Source organism: Frigidibacter oleivorans, from assembly GCF_003993775.1.
Lineage (GTDB): Bacteria > Pseudomonadota > Alphaproteobacteria > Rhodobacterales > Rhodobacteraceae > Frigidibacter > Frigidibacter oleivorans.
Genome location: NZ_RJRZ01000003.1, coordinates 362,108 through 377,472, shown reverse-complemented (window position 1 = coordinate 377,472; position 15,365 = coordinate 362,108). Strand labels below are relative to the sequence as shown.

Genomic DNA, 15,365 nt, shown 5'->3' with positions numbered 1-15,365 from the left:
GGGCGGCAGGCCCTCGGCCACCTCCTCGGCATGAAGGGCATCGTTCCGCGCCTCGCCGGGCGCGGTGGGGGACAGGGTCATGACGGGCTCCGCTCAGGAACGAATGGCAACGACAGGCGATCCGGGGACAGGCGATCCGGGGCAGGGCGCCCGCCGACGGGGCATGCCCCGCCGCGCGCGCCCGCGCGCCGTTACTGGATCAGCCCGATTTCGCGGTAATAGCGCTCGGCCCCCGGATGCAGCGGGATCGGCAGGCCCTCGACGGCGGTCTCGGGGCTGATGCCCCGGGCCGCGCCATGCGCGCTGCGCATCCGGTCGAGATTCTCGAACAGCAGCCTGGTCATCTGATAGGCGGTTTCCTCGTCCACGCCCTCATGGGTGATCAGCATGTTGCCGACGGCGGCGGTCGGGATGTCCTCGTCGAGGCCGGCATAGGTCCCGGCCGGGATGACGCCAGGGGTGAAGGGCGCGCCGATGGCGGCCACGACCTCTTCGGGGATGGCCACGATGGTGATGTCATGCGTGGCGGAGAGGTCCTGGATGAAGGCGACCCCCAGGCCGGAGGATTGCAGAGTCGACTGCAGCTGGCGGTTCTTGATCAGCTCGGCCGATTCCGCATAGGGCAGGTACTCGACGCGGGCCAGGTCGTCATAGCTCATTCCCGCCGCGGCGAAGATCGCGCGCGCGTTCAGCTCGGTGCCCGAGGCGGGCGCGCCCACGGACAGGGTCTTGCCCTTCAGATCCTCCAGCGTCTCGATCCCGGCGCTGCCATCGGCGACGATCTGGATGTAGTTGGGATAGATCGCCGCGATGGCGCGCAGCTCGGTCAGCGGGCGCGGGAAACCCGCTTCCTCGTTCCCTTCCCAGGCCATCTGGACGGAGTCGCCGAGCGCGAAGGCGATCTCGCCGCGGCCCTGGGCCAGCAGGTTGAGATTTTCCACCGAGGCCTTGGTGGCCTGCACCTGGGTGCGCACCCCGCCGATGCCCTCGGCATAGATCTCCGACAGGGCGACGCCGAGCGGGTAGTACACGCCCGAGGTGCCGCCGGTCAGCACGTTGATGAAGCTCTGGGCCTGCGCCTGCGGCGCGATGGCAACAAGAGCGGCCGTCGACGCAACGGCAGCGAAACGCGTAAACATGAAGTCCTCCCGTGATCTCCTCGAAGCACAGGCTAGCAACTCGCCCTGTCGTGAGAACGCAGAGTCACGCAGCATCGGGAGTTTCGCCAATTCAGAAGGAATTCATTGCGCATCAGTCGTTTGCGCAAGGATCTGCCGGTCGGCGCCTGGCGGCGTTCCGCCACGCAGCGAAATGGCGGGGCAAGATCATGCCCGATCAGTCGGCCCGCAATCCGAGGCGCGCGATCTTTTCATTCAGGGTGCGGCGCGGGATGCCCAACGCCTCCGCTGCACGGGCGGATGCGCCCCCGGCCGCCTCCAGCGCCTCGGCGATGATCTGCGCCTCGATCAGGGCCAGCCTCTCGGGCAGCGGCACGGGGGTTGCGGGCGGCGGCGGGGCGTGAAGATTCAGCACACGGCGGATCGCCTCGGCCCGCAGCTGCGGCAGATTGCCGGGCCAGTCCTGCGCCCTCAGCCGGTCCAGATCGGCGGCCCGCAGCGCAGGCATCGGCCGCCCGAGCCGGCGCGCGGCCTCCTGCGCGAAGGTGGTGAAGAGCACAGCGATATCCTCGCGCCGTTCGCTCAGCGGCGGCAGGACCAGCGTCGCGGGCGACAGATGATGGTAGAGGTCCGCCCGCAGCCCTTCCGCCCGCGCCGCATCCGACACCGAGGCGATGACGCGCAGGTCCACCGGGCGCGGCACCCCGCTTCCGAGCCGCGTCACTTCGGCCGCGCCCAGCACGGCCATCAGATGGGCCTGCAGAGGCGCGGGCAGGCTGTCGAGGCTGGCCAGATAGAGCGTGCCGCCATGCGCCTGCTCGAACAGGCCCGCGCGCGCCGCCGCACCGGGCAGGTAGCCGCGCTCGTGCCCCAGAAAGATCATCTCGGCGCCGGCCGGTTCCAGCGCGGCGCAGTCCAGCGTCACGAAGGGCCGGCGGGCGCGGCGTCCGAAATCGTGCAGGCAGCGCGCGAGACCGCGCCGGCCGCTGCCCGGCGGGCCCGCGATCAGCACGTCCAGCGGCAGGTCGGCCAGGGCCATCACCATCGCGCGCAGGTGACGGATCGCGGCGCTGCTGCCGGCCAGCCGCATCTCGAGCCGTTCCGAGGCCAGCGCCGAACCGGGCGCCGTTGCCGCGCGACGCATCCGGCGCAGGCCCACGGCGCCGTCCAGAACCTCGACCAGATGTTCGGCGCGATACGGTTTTTCCAGGAAGTCATGCGCGCCGGTCCGCATCGCGGCGACCGCGACGGGAACGTCGGCATGTCCGGACAGCAGCACGACGGGCAGGTCGGGGTCGCGGGCGCGCAGCGCGTCCAGCACCTCGTGCCCGGTCATGCCGGGCATGCGCAGGTCGGTCACCAGACAGTCGCAGCCCGCCGCATCGAGCCGGGCGAGCGCCTCTACCGGATCGGTATGGGTGGTGACGTCGAAGCCCGAGGCCTCCAGCCAGTCGGCTGCGGCCGCGCAGATCTGCGCCTCGTCGTCGATGAAGGTGATGCGGCCGCGCAGGTCCTGGGTCATGATCAGCCGGCGAGGCGCTCCTGCGCATGATACAGCGGCAGCTCGACCTCGGCCAGCGTGCCGCCGCCGGGGCGCGGCTGGAAGGCGAGCCGTCCGCCCGCCTGATCGAGGATCCCGCGCGTGATCGACAGGCCGAGGCCCAGCCCCTCGCCCGACAGGCGGGTGGTGAAGAACGGCTCCTCGATGCGGCCCTGCAGCTCGGGTCCGATGCCCGGCCCGCGATCGGCCACGACCAGCCGCAACATGTCCGGCCCGAGCGACAGGCCCGCCTGCAGCGGCGCGGTGCTGCCGGCGGCGGCATTCGCCTCGGCCGCGTTCAGGATCAGGTTCGTCGCCACCTGCTCCAGCCGGATCGCATGGCCGCGCACCGGCGGCAGGCCGTCCTGCAGGTCGAGCTCCAGCCGCTGCCCCAGTTCGCGGAGGCGCGGTGCCAGCACCTCGGCGCTGGCCGTCAGGACCGCGACCATGTCCACCGGTTCCGGCGGCTCCAGCCGCTGGCGGGCGCCGAAGCGCTTGAGGTTGCGCACCATCTTCTGCATCCGCACCAGCAACGCGCGGGCCGAGCCGATGCTGGCCGCCGCCTTGCCGTCCCGCCCTGCCGCCAGATGCAGCTCGGCCGCGGCGAGCGTGCTGTCCAGCGCCGAAATCGGCTGGCTGACCTCATGCACGATAGTCGAGGACATTCGTCCCAGCACCGCCAGCTTGGCCGCGTGCACCAGGCTTTCATGCGCCGCGCTCAGTTCTTCCTGCGCCCGGCGGCGCTCGTCGATCTCGCGGGCCAGGGCCTCGGTCCGTTCGGCGACGCGCCGCTCCAGCATGGCGTTCTGTTCCAGCCGCATGCGCGTCAGCTGCCGCCGCTGCCACAGCCCGACCCCGAGCGCCGCGCCCAGAAGGCCCGCCATGGCCGCGACCGCGCCCATCAGCCGCGCCTGCGCCTGAACGCCGGCCAAGGGGAGTGCCGCGAGAATGCGCCAGCCGTCGGGCTGCAGCCCGGCCTCGGCCAGGCGCAGCCCGCTGCCGCGCAGGGCGTCGCGCAGGGGCCCGGTCTCGGCGATGGACAGGCCCGCATACCGCTGCTCGGCCTCGATCAGGGCCAGCGCGTCGGGGCCCAGTCCGTCGAGCGGGCGATACAGCCATTCCTGCTGCCCGGACAGGAACACCACGCCCAGATCGTCCGCCAGCGCGATGTCCTGTTCGGCTTCGGCCCAGGTGCGGGACAGTTCGGACATGTCGACCTTGGCCACCGCCACCCCGAGCGGCGCGCCGGCCGGCCCGATGCGCGAGGCGAGGAAATAGCCCGGAACGCCCGTGGTGACGCCGACGGCATAGTAACGCCCCGCTCCGCTGGTCATGGCCTGCCGGAAATACGGGCGGAAGGCATAGTTGTGGCCGACGAAGCTGCCCGGCTCGGCAAAGTTGCTGGCGGCGAGGGTGCGGCCGGCCGCGTCCAGCAGATACAGTTCGTCCACCCCCGACAGGTCGCGGGCGGCGCGCAGATAGCGGTTGGCGGCCTCGGTGCTGCCTCCGGCACCGGCGGTCAGCAGTTCGGTGATGCGGGCATCCTGGGCGATCACGTCGGGCAGGTAGCGATAGCGCTCGATCTGGGCGGTGACGGCGTGGCGGGTCAGTGTCAGCCGCCGCTGCAGCTCGTCGTCCAGCCGGCGCAGCCCCGCTTCGCGCGAGGCAAACATCGCGGCCCCTGCCAGCGCGGCCACGAGGATCAGCAGCAGGGCCAGTCGCCGGGGCGGCAAGGGGGGACGGATCGAGGCGGTCATCGCCGCATCTTGCCACGGGCCGCGGGAACAAAGAATGCCTTTGTCGCCCCGCACCCGGCGGCACGCGGCGGGGGCGATGCGGTTCCATGGCGTCAGCGGCCGACGGCCAGCACCTCGAAGGTGACGCAGACGGGGCCCGCGCCGCGCCGCAGGTGCCCCTGATGGATCGTCCCCCAGGGATCGACGCAGGCGACGGGCAGCGCGCCGATGCGGCCGGCCTCCAGACGGCAGCCGGGCAGCAGCAGGACCTCGGACATCGGCGCCGACATCGGCGGGGCGTCGTGAAAGCCGGCGCCGATCAGGCTGCCTATGCCGTGGAGGTCGGCGTCGATCAGCCCGGCGGTGGCGCAGGCGGCTTCCAGCGCGGCGTGCAGATCCTCATGCGGCCGGACCGTCACCGTCGCCGCGTTGGCGCCGGTGACCGCCGCCATGGCACGGGGCGCAAACAGGGGAAAGCCGGTTTCCGGATCGGGCGCGACCTCCAGCCGCGCGCCCTGCGTCAGCCACAGCGTGACCTCGCAATCCGCCGCCAGAATGCACCGGTCGTTCAGCAGATGGCCCATGCCGCCGTTCCACATCGCGTGGCAATGCAGGAACCAGGCCCCGTCCCGCCGCCCGACCGGCGCCGTGGCGCGGTCCAGCGTCACGTTCCGGGCGGTGCAGGTCTCGCTGTACCAGGCGGCGTGCCGGTCATCGGGCGGGCCGTCGGGCATGACATAGGCCATCCCGGCCAGCGCCACGCCGTCGAGGATCGCGCAGGCGCCGTCCGCGCCCCCGTCCGCGCCCCCGTCCGCGACGGCGGCCTCCACGGCGGCCGAGACCGCGTCCAGCAGGGTCGTGCCAGCCTGCAGCCGTGCGGTGACGCGGCGCGCATGGCAGGGCGTGGAACTGACGCGCGGCAGCACCTCGGCGCCCGGATGGCGCAGCCAGTCGCGGCTGTCGCCTTCGGGCATCGGCGGCGCATCGGCGCGTCGGGGGCCGGGAATGGCGCGCATCGTCAGACCGCCGCCCCGGCGGGCGCGGGGATCAGGCCGCGGGCCGCAAGGTTCTCGCGCACCAGTTTCTTGGTGATCTTGCCATAGGCCGTCTTGGGCATCTCGTCGAGAACGACGAAGTAGGCGGGCAGCTTGTACCGGGCAACCCGCCCCTCGAGATGTTGGCGCAGGACGCCTTCGTCCAGCGTGGCGCCCGGTTCGGCCACGCAGACGCACAGCCCGACTTCGCCCCACCGCGTGTCGGGGACGCCGAGGATCGCCACTTCGGACAGGCCCGGCACGGTCAGCAGGATTTCCTCGACCTCGCGCGGGTAGACGTTCGATCCGCCCGAGATGTACATGTCCGAGGCGCGCCCGGTGATGAACAGGAAGCCTTGCGCGTCCATGTGCCCCAGGTCGCCCGTCCGGAACCAGCCGTTGCGGAAGCTCTTGGCGTTCGCCGCGTCGTCCCCGTCATAACCCGCGCAGACCGCCGGGCCGATCACGCAGATCTCGCCGGTTTCCCCCGGGGCGCAGAGCCTGCCGTCGTCATCCTGGATCGTGACCTGGATGCCCGTGCGCTCGACCCCGCAGGTTCCGGGGCGCGCCTCCGGACCGTCGGACAGCGAATGATCCTCCGGGCGCAGCACGGTGATCGCCCCCGTGACCTCGCCCAGCCCGTAATATTGCACCAGCACCGGACCCAGCGTCTGCAGCGCGCGCTTCTGGTCGGCGCGGTACATCGGCGCCCCGGCATAGACCACGTGCTTCAGGCTGGAATGATCGTGCGCCTGCACCGCCGGGTGTTCCACCAGCATCTTCACGATGGTCGGCACGGTGAACATGTTGGTCACCCGCCACTCTTCGACCAGCGCCCAGGCCACCGCGGGATCGAAGCGGCCCTGCGGCAGGATCACGCTTTTCGCCCCCGCCGCGATCTGCGCCATCTGATGCGCCGCCGCGCCGTGGCTGAGCGGCGCCACAACCAAGCTGCTGTCCGACATCCCGAGGCCCGGCATCAGGTCGCTGATGTGGTTGAGGATGGTGAAGGTCAGCTGGCCATGCGTCAATGCCACGGCCTTGGGCCGTCCGGTCGAGCCCGAGGTGAAGAACAGCCAGCAGGTGTCGTCGCGCTCGACGGCGGCATTGTCGGGCGCCTGCCCCTCGTGGCGGGCGAGCAGATCCTCGTAATCCAGCGCATTCTCCATGCCGCCGATGGCGATGACATGATCGACCAGCGCGCGGCAGGCGGCGGCATGGCCCGCGAAGCCCGCCTCGACGAACATCGCACGGGCGCGGGCCGTGCCGCACTGGAAGGCCACCTCGTCGGGGCTCTGGCGGAAATTGGCGGGGGCCCAGACCAGGCCCGCGCGGTAGACCGCCATCATGATTTCCAGCATCTGGTTGTTGTTGGCCGATTGCACCAGCACCCGGTCGCCGCGCCTGAGACCCAGTTCGCCCGTCAATGCTGCCGCGAGTGCGCCCACGCGCGCGTCGAACTGCGCCCAGGTCCAGGTTTGCCCGTCATAGGCGATGGCCACCGCATCGGGCTGGCGCCGTGCGTTGCGGGTCAGGAAATAGGCGATGTTGGGAACCCGCGTGCTGCTGGGCCAGGGGCTTGCCGCGGTCATTGCGCACGCTCCAGGATCGAGGTGTAGTTGGCGACGGCGGCGCCGCCCATGTTGAACACGCCCGCCAGCGTGGCACCCGGGCGCTGCATGGCCCCCGCCTCGCCGGCCAGCTGCATCGCCGCCATGACATGCATCGACACACCCGTGGCACCCAGCGGATGACCGCGCGCCTTCAGCCCGCCCGACAGGTTGACCGGCAACCGTCCGTCGCGCGCGGTGACGCCCTCGCGGATCACGCGGTGTCCCTCGCCGCGGGGGGCAAGGCCCATCGCCTCGTATTCCAGCATCTCGGCGATGGTGAAACAGTCATGCGTTTCCACCAGATCGAGGTCGTCGAGCGTCACACCCGCGTCCTCCAGCGCCCCGGCCCAGGCCCGCGCCGCGCCCTCGAAGACATAGGGCGCCTCGCGCCGCGACAGGGCCATGAAATCGTTGACGTGCCGGCGGGCGCGGAACCGGATCGCCCGCGGCAACCCGGCCGCCACGTCCTCCGAGGCCAGCACCAGCACCGCCGCCCCGTCCGAGATCGGCGAACAGTCGGTGCGCCGCAGCGGGCCCGCCACCAGCGGGTTCCTGTCGCTGACGGTGTTGCAGAAATCGAAGCCCAGATCCCTGGGCATATGTGCCAGAGGGTTTGCCACCGCGTGGCGATGGTTCTTGGCCGCGATCATCGCCAGGGCGTCGGACTGGTCGCCGAAGCGCTGGAAGTAGCTCTGGGCGATATGGCCGAAGACACCGGCGAACCCGAGAATGAAGTGCCCTTCCTCGGGAACATAGCTGGCATGGATCATCAGCGCGGCGGCCTCGGCGGGCGCGATGGCGGTCATCTTCTCGACCCCCACCACCAGCGCGATGCGCCCGCGCCCGGCCTCGATGAAGTCGAGCGCCGAATACAGCGCCGCCGAGCCCGTGGCGCAGGCATTCTCCAGCCGCACGGCGGGGACGTGGCGCAGCGCGGGCACGGCCATGCCCACCAGACCGGCCTCGAAGCCCTGCGGCATGAAGCCCGAATTGTAGGTGCCCAGAAAGATGCCTTCGACATCCTCGGGCGCGATGCCCGCATGCGCCAGTGCGGCCGGGACCGTGGCCGCGATCAGGCCTTCGGCATCGGGGATGTCCAGTTTGCCGAACGGGCTGTGCGACCAGCCGACGATGCAGGCTTTCGATGCCATGGTGGCGTCTCCTCTCGATCCTCGGGGCGCCCCTGCCGGGCGCTGCTGCCTTTTGCGGGGACAGGGCCGGGCTGCCGGTCGCCGCTGCGTCCGCCGCTACACCTCGCCGTTGCTCCGCGCCCGGAACGTCCGGCTGCTGAAAAGCCGGGCGATCAACGGCCACAGCAGCATGACTGCGGCGGCGATCAGGCAGACGACCGCGATGGGATGGCGGAAGATCTCGAAGGCGTCGCCGCCCGAGGCCATCAGGCCGCTGCGCAGGTTCGCTTCGGCAATCGGCGCGATGACCAGCCCGATGACGAAGGGGGCCAGCGGGTATTCCGCCTTTTCCAGAAGATAGCCGAGCACGCCGAAGCCGAGCATGACCCAGACATCCGTCATGGAATTGTGCGCCGCGAACACCCCGACCACGCAGAAGGCCGAGACGATGGGCACCAGATAGTGGCGCGGCACGCTGGCAAGTTTGGCAATCGGACCGGCGAGGAAGATCATCGCGATGAACATCAGCACGTTGGCGATAAGGCAGGCCGCGATCATCGCCCAGACCACATCGACGTTCTGCGTGAACAGCAGGGGACCGGGTTGCAGCGAATGCGCCGCAAGCGCGCCGATGAGGATCGCGTCGATGACGCTGCCCGGAATGCCGATCGCGATGAGAGGGATCAGGGCACCACCGACCGTCGCATTGTTCGCCGCCTCCGAAGCGATCACCCCCTCTTCGCTGCCCTTGCCGAAGCGTTCCGGGGTGCGGGAAAAGGCCTTGGCGGCGGCATAGGACACGACGGAGCCGATGGAGGCCCCGATCCCGGGCAGGATGCCGATGATCGTGCCGAGAGCCGAGGACCTCAGCAGGTTGACCCAGTGCCGCGCCCATTGCCGGGTCCGCAGGAACACGGGGCCCAGACCCGTCTCGATGACCGTGGCATGGTCGGAATGCCGTGTCGCCAGCACGATGACCTGACTGATGGCGAAGACACCGACCAGTACCGGCAAGATGTCGAAGCCGCTCTCCAGCCAGTGTTGCCCGCCGGTCAGGCGCAGCCGGCCGGAGGACGGATCGATTCCCGGGATCGCGACCAGCATCCCCAGCACGCCCGCGATCAGGCCCTTCAACATCGTCCCCTTGCTGACCGTCACGATCAGCACGAGCGCCGTCATCGTCAGCGCGAAATAGTCGAAGGGGCCGAAGCGGAGCGCGAGAACCGACAGCGGTTCGGTGAAGAGATACAGCGCCACCCAACCGACCAGGCCGCCGACGAAGGATGCATAGATGCCGAGCCCGAGCGCCCGGCGGGGCTCGCCCCCGGCGGCGATGGGATAGGCGTCGAGCGTGGTCATCACATTCGCCGGCGCGCCGGGAATGCGCAGCAGCGCCGCGGTGATGAGCCCGCCGGACACAGACCCCACATACATCGAGATCAGCAGCGCCACGGCGTCGACGGGATGGAAATAGAAGGTGATGGGCAGCGACAGGGCGATCAGCATGCCGCCGCTCAACCCCGGTATTGCGCCGACGATGATGCCCGTCAGGGTCCCGATGAGCATCAGGGCAGCGGTCCATGGCGTCGTCAGCATGACCGCCATCGCGCTTGCGAGTCCGGTAATCAAGAAGAGTCCTCCCTCAGTCGTTTGTCGCGGCTCAGTAGGCGCCGGGCAGAGCCGTCACGAAGACCTGCGTGAAGACAAACTGGATGCCGACCGCGAGCACGACGGCAATCGCACCCATCGGCACGATCTGGCGCGGATCGAAGCGCGCGAGGTAAAGGCCGGTCAGCAACAGGAACGCCGCTGTCAGCACGTCGTAGCGCACGACGCCCCATTGCATGACGGCCACGTAGACCACGATGGCCGAAACGATCACCAGCCTGTGCGGGTCCGGCGCGCGAAGCCGCCATCCCTCGGGCATCCGGACCAGGGAACGCAGCGTCTGCGCCGCGGCCAATGCCGACATGACCGCCAGGAGGATGCCAAGGATCAGCGGAACGGGCCCCGGGCCGATGGGTTCGAACCGGCTGGGCGGCATGCGCGCCGCGACAATCGCGATCACGATCCCCAGACCCATCAGCAGCAGGGCGATGCCGAGTTCGAGGAGGCGATCCCGCGACCTTTCGTAGGCCTGTCGCACCGCCTCGAGCGTCGGCAGTCCGTCAGGGCGCTTTTCGGGTTGCGCGCTCATGCCTTTGCCTCCAGTGCCTGCGTCCGGTCGTGCTTCAGCTTGGGCTCCTCGCCGGGCGTCGGCGTATAAAGCAGGTCGCCCCGCGCCAGCACCGCCGCAACGCCCCCGTAGCCGTCGAGCATCTGCCGTTGGTCCTCGAGTGCCCGCAGATCCGTCGCCTCGGGATCGCAGATGGATCGCAGGATGGCGTCGAAGGCCTGTCGCACCGCCTTCGACCCCGGATCCGCCGCGAGGTCTGTCGTCTCGTACGGGTCGACCGCCAGGTTGAACAGTTCCGGCTCGTGTCCGACGTAGTAGATGTATTTCCACGACCCTGACCTGACCATGAAACTGGCATGGTTCGAGCCCATGGCGTGATATTCCGAAAACACCACCCGCTCGGGCTCTTCCCTGGCGAGGAAGTCGAAGAGCGACCGGGACGGCAGGTCGCGATCCTCCGCGGGAACGTCGTGGCCCATCGCCTCGATCGCGGTCTTGTAGATGTCGATCAGCGATGTCGGGGTCGAGATGCGGCGACCCGCGTCGATCCCGGGCCCGGCGAAGATCATCGGCACCGCACAGCTTTCCTCGTACATCGTCGATTTGCCCCACAGCCCCCGATCGCCGACGTTGTCGCCGTGATCCGACGAATAGAGAACGCGGGTGGAACCTTCCAACCCGGCGTCGGATAGCGCATCCAGGACCCGGCCGATCTGGGCGTCGAGGAAGCTGACCAGCCCGTAATAGGACGCAATGGCAAGGCGGACATGGTCGTCGTCGCGGAAATAGTCGCCATAGTTGATGGTTTGCGACAGTTCCTCGATCCATGGGTGGCGCGCGTGCCGCTCGCCGCGATACCAGGCGGGCAATTCGATGTCGGCCGGGTCGTAAAGCGACAGGAATTCCGGCGGGCAGGTCAGCGGATAATGCGGCCTGGTGAACGACACCATATAGGCCCAGGGCGTCGGGTCAGGATTTCCGGCCCGTTCCGCGATCCAGCGCACCGCATTGTCCGCGATCTTTCGGTCGTAGTGATTGTAGGTGCATTCGCCGGCGCCGGCGCCATTCGCCAAGGCCGGCATTGCAAGACGCGGTGGGGGCGAAGGGTTCCGGATCGAGCCGATCAGGTCGCCGGTGCCCCTGAGCCTGTGCATCGTGTCCAGTTCTTCGGTGAAGCCGTTGTCATCCGCGTCGCTGCGGTAATGCAGCTTGCCGGTGACATCCATGCGATGACCGAATTCGCGGATCCGCCGATGCCAGCTCGGGCATTCTCCGTGATAGGCGAAGACATTGTCCCAGTACGGCCCCTGATGCGCCCATTTCCCGGTGGCGAGCGCCCCGCGGGCCGGGACGCAAATCGGGCTGGGCGTATAGGCGTTGTCGAACACCGCGCCGCGTGCGGCCAGCCGATCGAGGTTCGGCGTCTTGATCACCTCGCTGCCATAGCATCCGGTCAGGGACCGGCGGTGCTCGTCCGAGAAGATGAAAAGGAAGTTTTGCGCATCCATGTGGGCCCTCTCCGATGCTGTGGGTCCGTGTCAGCCGATCATACCGGGACGGCTGTGCCGGGTAATGCGCCGCTTCCGCAATGTGGAACGTTCGTCTATGATGTGGAACGCGCAACCACCACGATGGCCGCATGGGCGACAGGGAACGAAACACGAAGGGCGCACAAAGCGTCGACCGGGCACTCGCCTTGCTGCTGGCCATCGGCACCTATGGCGAGCGGGGTGCGCCGCTCGCCGGTCTGTGCGCCGATTTTGGCCTTTCCAAGCCGACCTGCCGGCGTCTTCTGCTATCGCTGCTCAATGTCGGCCTTGTCGATCAGGACCCGAAATCGCGGCACTATCTGCTTGGATCGGCCTCCTATTCGCTGGGCAATCTCGCCTCGCCTCGGTTCTCGCTGATGGAGCATTACCGCAGCGCCATCGTCCGGATCGCCGAACGCACCGGGGACACCTGCATCCTGACGATGCGGCAGGGCGACTTCTGCGTGGTGATCGCCCGCGTGGAAGGAACCTACCCGATCCGCTCGCATATGGTGCAACCCGGCCAGCGCATTCCGCTCGGCGCCGGCGCGGCCGGGATCGCGATCCTGTCTGCCATGTCGGACGAGGAAGTCGTCGATCTGGTCGTGCTGAACCGCGAGACCCTCAACAAGCAATTCCCCGCCAACACGTCGTCGGTGATCGTGAAGAATGTCGGCAATGCAAGGCGAAACGGCTATTCGCTGAATCGCGGGCTCTTGTTCGAACATGCCTGGGGCATCGGAATTCCGATTATCTCCACCACCGGACAGGCCATTGGCGCGATCACGGTCTCTGCGGTGGATCATCGCATGACCGAGGCGCATATCAGCAAACTGGTCGCCATCATGAGGGAGGAGAAAGAGCGCGTGTCCGCAAGACTCGAGCGATAGGCCGCGGCCGCTCAGATGTGCAGGCCGCTGCTCAGGAAACCGCCGTCGACCGGAATGACCTGACCGGTCATGTAGCTGGCACGGTCCGAAAGCAGGAACGCCACCATGCCCGCGACCTCGGCGGGGGTCCCGTAGCGTTTGAGCGCGGTCCGTTCGTTCCACTGGCGGCGCACCTCGTCGGTATGCGCAGCCTCGGCCAGCGGCGTATTGATGGGGCCGGGCGCGACCGCGTTCACGCGGATCCCGTGAGGACCCAGTTCGGTCGCCATGATTTCGGTGAGCGAATTGAGCGCGGCCTTGGAACTGCCATAGGCACTGCGCCCCTTGTTGCCGACCATCCCCGAGACCGAGGTGATGTTCACGATCGAACCCCGCCTGTCGTGCGCAAGCCAGTGCCGCGCGACCGTCCGCGAGAGGAGGAACGCCCCGATCAGGTTGACATCATGGATGCGGCGGAACTCCGCGACGGAGGTTTCGACAGCAGGCTTGTCCATCCCGATGCCGGCGCAATTGACCAGCCCGACGATGGAATGCCGGTCGCACAGCCCCTCCGTGACCTCCAGAACCGCGGTTTCGTCCGCAACATCCAAAACGGCGGCGTCGCATCCTGCCGCACCGAGGCCGGAGCGGGCCGCGTCCAGCCTGTCCGCATCGCGGTCGACCAGGATCGGATGGAAGGAAAATTCCGCCAGCGCCTCGGCCACAGCAAGACCGATCCCCGAGGCGGCGCCGGTCACGATAACGGATCTTGGGACATCATTGGACATGCATCATCTCCGCGCCCGCGGGCGTTGGTTCGGATTGCGTCGGGATCGGGCGGATGCCGTCATCGCAGGACGGCACCCTCACGACTGGAAGATCAGTTCAGCTGATCCGCAACGGCCTCGATATCGGTGCTCAGATCATCGAAAATGCCGGACACCGTCGCACCGTCCAGGAACCGGACGTTGAAGCCCAGAGAGGCGAGTTGTTCGGCCGCGGCAGGTTGCGCAAGCGCGGTGTTCACATACCCGACCAGGGTTTCAACGACCTCGGCCGGCGTGTCGGGCGGCGCAATCAGGACCAGCCGCTCGCTGAACAAGGTATCGTAGCCGCTTTCGGCAGCGGTCGGCACATCCGGCAGGACGGGCTCGCGTTCGCTCGAGAAGACCGCAAGCGGCCGGACGCCCTGTTCGGCAAACCGGACCAGCCCGCCCGCGGACAGCAGGGCCGCGTCCGTATGGCCGCCGACGACCTGAGTCATGCGCGCGCCGTCGCCACCCTGGGTCTGGACAAAGCGAAACGGAGCGCCCGCCTCGTTCGACAGCAGCAGCGGCACGATCTGGGGCGAGGCCCCGAAGTTGGTTGCGAACGACACTGTCCCCGAGCGCGCACGTTCGATCAGATCCGGCAGGGTCATGATGTCGCTGGTCGAAGACACGCCGATTCCCATGGCCGTCTCGGCGACCTGGCCGATCAGGGTGAACGCCGTGTGATCGTAGTCCACGACCCCCATCGCCTTGCCGAAGACCAGACCCGAATGCCAGATCCCGATCGTATAGCCGTCGGGATCGGCGTTCAGGACCTCCCGCGTCCCTGCCGATCCGCCGGCGCCCTCGCGGTTGATGACGACGATCGGCTGAGGCGAGGCGCCGGCCGACTCGACCCCGGTCTGGATCGCGCGGGCGACGAGGTCGGTCCCGCCGCCGGGCGACTGCGGTACGATCAGCGTGATCGGGCGCGACGGGTAGTCCTGGGCATTCGCGACTCCGCCGACGGCCGCAAGTGCCGCCGCCGCCGCCAGCGCTTGTAGAAGCGTTCTCTTCGACGTCATCATTTCATGTCCTCCCTAACTGAATGATGCTCGTGTCATGACGCCATTGTCCCGGTGTTCGGGGAGGCCACAACCGACGCATTCCACATTGTGGAGCGGGTGCAGAGGCAGCGCCCCGGGGGCCAGGCGTGCGGGGCAGGCGTGCGGGGCAGGGGCGCGGTTCAGATCGGCAGGGCCGCGGAGTCCTTCACCACCTCGAGGATGACGGAACTGTGCATTTCCCGGACCCCGGGAAGGACCACCAGACGCTCCTGCAAGAGCGTCTGGTAGTGCTGGATGTCGCGCACGACGATGCGCAGGTAGAAGTCGAAATCCCCCAGCACCAGCAGCGCGATCTGGATCTCGGGGATGGTGCGGACGGCGGCCTTGAACTGCGCCAGCAGCGCGGACTCGTGCCCCTGCAGCTTGATCCGCAGGATGATGAGGGTGTGAAAGCCCAGTTGCCCTGCGTCGAGGATCGTGCGCTTGCCCCGGATGATCCCCTTCTCCTGCAGCATCGCGATCCGTCGCGAGCAGGGCGACTGCGACAGCCCCGCGCGCTCGGCAATCTCGGTTACCGTGAGGCTGCCGTCATTCTGCATCGCGCGCAGGATCCGGATGTCGGTCTCGTCGATCGTGTGCATGGAATCCCCGATTGGCCCTCAAATTTTGGCTGGATCATGCTGATGATCTCGCGGGCCGGCATCGAAAGCAAGGAATAGCCGCGCGGACGGAGCTATGCTTCCGCAATGCAACCGGCGGGGAGGGCGGCACGGGTGCGTCCCCTGCCCATCTGTGCCGGCCCAT

Annotated in this window: 13 protein-coding genes; 1 reads left to right on the top strand and 12 read right to left on the bottom strand. The window is 68.6% G+C overall.

All coding sequences use genetic code 11. The annotated features are described in order from the left end of the window. Nucleotides 1–191 precede the first annotated feature (191 nt). From EEY80_RS06965 to EEY80_RS06925, 9 genes are all read right to left on the bottom strand, one after another. On the bottom strand, nucleotides 192–1,139 hold the full coding sequence (locus EEY80_RS06965) for a TAXI family TRAP transporter solute-binding subunit (protein WP_126975850.1): 948 nt from the start codon (nucleotides 1,137–1,139) through the stop codon (nucleotides 192–194). A gap of 196 nt (nucleotides 1,140–1,335) precedes the next feature. Further along, nucleotides 1,336–2,640, bottom strand: a complete 1,305-nt coding sequence (locus EEY80_RS06960; RefSeq protein ID WP_126975849.1) for a sigma-54-dependent transcriptional regulator — start codon at nucleotides 2,638–2,640, stop codon at nucleotides 1,336–1,338. Nucleotides 2,641–2,642: 2 nt separating this feature from the next. After that, complete coding sequence (locus EEY80_RS06955) at nucleotides 2,643–4,415, bottom strand: sensor histidine kinase (RefSeq protein WP_126975848.1); 1,773 nt, start codon at nucleotides 4,413–4,415, stop codon at nucleotides 2,643–2,645. A 92-nt stretch (nucleotides 4,416–4,507) separates the two neighbouring features. Continuing rightward, nucleotides 4,508–5,410, bottom strand: coding sequence for a PPC domain-containing DNA-binding protein (locus EEY80_RS20040; protein WP_164738174.1), 903 nt, complete (start codon nucleotides 5,408–5,410; stop codon nucleotides 4,508–4,510). Nucleotides 5,411–5,412: 2 nt separating this feature from the next. After that, nucleotides 5,413–7,020 (bottom strand): acyl-CoA synthetase, encoded by a 1,608-nt coding sequence (locus tag EEY80_RS06945; protein WP_126975847.1) that lies wholly within the window; start codon nucleotides 7,018–7,020, stop codon nucleotides 5,413–5,415. Next, the gene (locus EEY80_RS06940; RefSeq protein WP_126975846.1) at nucleotides 7,017–8,192 is read right to left on the bottom strand and encodes an acetyl-CoA acetyltransferase; all 1,176 of its coding nucleotides are present in this window, start codon (nucleotides 8,190–8,192) and stop codon (nucleotides 7,017–7,019) included. Before EEY80_RS06940 ends, EEY80_RS06945 begins: the two co-directional genes overlap by 4 nt. Before the next feature lie 96 nt (nucleotides 8,193–8,288). Continuing rightward, nucleotides 8,289–9,737 (bottom strand): tripartite tricarboxylate transporter permease, encoded by a 1,449-nt coding sequence (locus EEY80_RS06935; RefSeq protein ID WP_205749044.1) that lies wholly within the window; start codon nucleotides 9,735–9,737, stop codon nucleotides 8,289–8,291. Between the two features lie 94 nt (nucleotides 9,738–9,831). Next, complete coding sequence (locus EEY80_RS06930; protein WP_126975845.1) at nucleotides 9,832–10,368, bottom strand: tripartite tricarboxylate transporter TctB family protein; 537 nt, start codon at nucleotides 10,366–10,368, stop codon at nucleotides 9,832–9,834. Further along, on the bottom strand, nucleotides 10,365–11,855 hold the full coding sequence (locus tag EEY80_RS06925; RefSeq protein ID WP_126975844.1) for a sulfatase-like hydrolase/transferase: 1,491 nt from the start codon (nucleotides 11,853–11,855) through the stop codon (nucleotides 10,365–10,367). The genes EEY80_RS06930 and EEY80_RS06925 overlap by 4 nt, the downstream gene beginning before the upstream one ends. Nucleotides 11,856–11,986: 131 nt before the next feature. Here EEY80_RS06925 and EEY80_RS06920 point away from each other — a divergent pair, with 131 nt between their 5' ends. After that, a complete protein-coding gene (locus EEY80_RS06920) occupies nucleotides 11,987–12,766 on the top strand; it encodes an IclR family transcriptional regulator (RefSeq protein WP_126975843.1) in 780 nt (259 codons plus the stop codon). An 11-nt stretch (nucleotides 12,767–12,777) separates the two neighbouring features. Here the strand turns inward: EEY80_RS06920 and EEY80_RS06915 are convergent, their stop codons facing one another. The 3 genes from EEY80_RS06915 to EEY80_RS06905 form a co-directional block, all read right to left on the bottom strand. Beyond that, nucleotides 12,778–13,533 carry an SDR family NAD(P)-dependent oxidoreductase gene (locus EEY80_RS06915; protein ID WP_126975842.1) on the bottom strand — a complete coding sequence of 252 codons (756 nt, stop codon included), beginning with the start codon at nucleotides 13,531–13,533 and terminating at the stop codon, nucleotides 12,778–12,780. A 92-nt stretch (nucleotides 13,534–13,625) separates the two neighbouring features. Then, a complete protein-coding gene (locus EEY80_RS06910) occupies nucleotides 13,626–14,582 on the bottom strand; it encodes a Bug family tripartite tricarboxylate transporter substrate binding protein (RefSeq protein WP_126975841.1) in 957 nt (318 codons plus the stop codon). Between the two features lie 158 nt (nucleotides 14,583–14,740). Next, nucleotides 14,741–15,202 (bottom strand): Lrp/AsnC family transcriptional regulator, encoded by a 462-nt coding sequence (locus tag EEY80_RS06905; RefSeq protein WP_126975840.1) that lies wholly within the window; start codon nucleotides 15,200–15,202, stop codon nucleotides 14,741–14,743. Nucleotides 15,203–15,365 lie beyond the last annotated feature (163 nt).

Bases quoted from the DNA above. Each gene is read 5' to 3' on its own strand.
- EEY80_RS06935 (WP_205749044.1), bottom strand. From the start codon at position 9,737: ATGCTCATCGGGACCCTGACGGGCATCATCGTCGGCGCAATACCGGGG.
- EEY80_RS06960 (WP_126975849.1), bottom strand. From the start codon at position 2,640: ATGACCCAGGACCTGCGCGGCCGCATCACCTTCATCGACGACGAGGCG.
- EEY80_RS06920 (WP_126975843.1), top strand. From the start codon at position 11,987: ATGGGCGACAGGGAACGAAACACGAAGGGCGCACAAAGCGTCGACCGG.
- EEY80_RS06930 (WP_126975845.1), bottom strand. From the start codon at position 10,368: ATGAGCGCGCAACCCGAAAAGCGCCCTGACGGACTGCCGACGCTCGAG.
- EEY80_RS06965 (WP_126975850.1), bottom strand. From the start codon at position 1,139: ATGTTTACGCGTTTCGCTGCCGTTGCGTCGACGGCCGCTCTTGTTGCC.
- EEY80_RS06955 (WP_126975848.1), bottom strand. From the start codon at position 4,415: ATGACCGCCTCGATCCGTCCCCCCTTGCCGCCCCGGCGACTGGCCCTG.
- EEY80_RS06910 (WP_126975841.1), bottom strand. From the start codon at position 14,582: ATGATGACGTCGAAGAGAACGCTTCTACAAGCGCTGGCGGCGGCGGCG.
- EEY80_RS06915 (WP_126975842.1), bottom strand. From the start codon at position 13,533: ATGTCCAATGATGTCCCAAGATCCGTTATCGTGACCGGCGCCGCCTCG.
- EEY80_RS06945 (WP_126975847.1), bottom strand. From the start codon at position 7,020: ATGACCGCGGCAAGCCCCTGGCCCAGCAGCACGCGGGTTCCCAACATC.
- EEY80_RS06925 (WP_126975844.1), bottom strand. From the start codon at position 11,855: ATGGATGCGCAAAACTTCCTTTTCATCTTCTCGGACGAGCACCGCCGG.
- EEY80_RS06905 (WP_126975840.1), bottom strand. From the start codon at position 15,202: ATGCACACGATCGACGAGACCGACATCCGGATCCTGCGCGCGATGCAG.
- EEY80_RS20040 (WP_164738174.1), bottom strand. From the start codon at position 5,410: ATGCGCGCCATTCCCGGCCCCCGACGCGCCGATGCGCCGCCGATGCCC.
- EEY80_RS06940 (WP_126975846.1), bottom strand. From the start codon at position 8,192: ATGGCATCGAAAGCCTGCATCGTCGGCTGGTCGCACAGCCCGTTCGGC.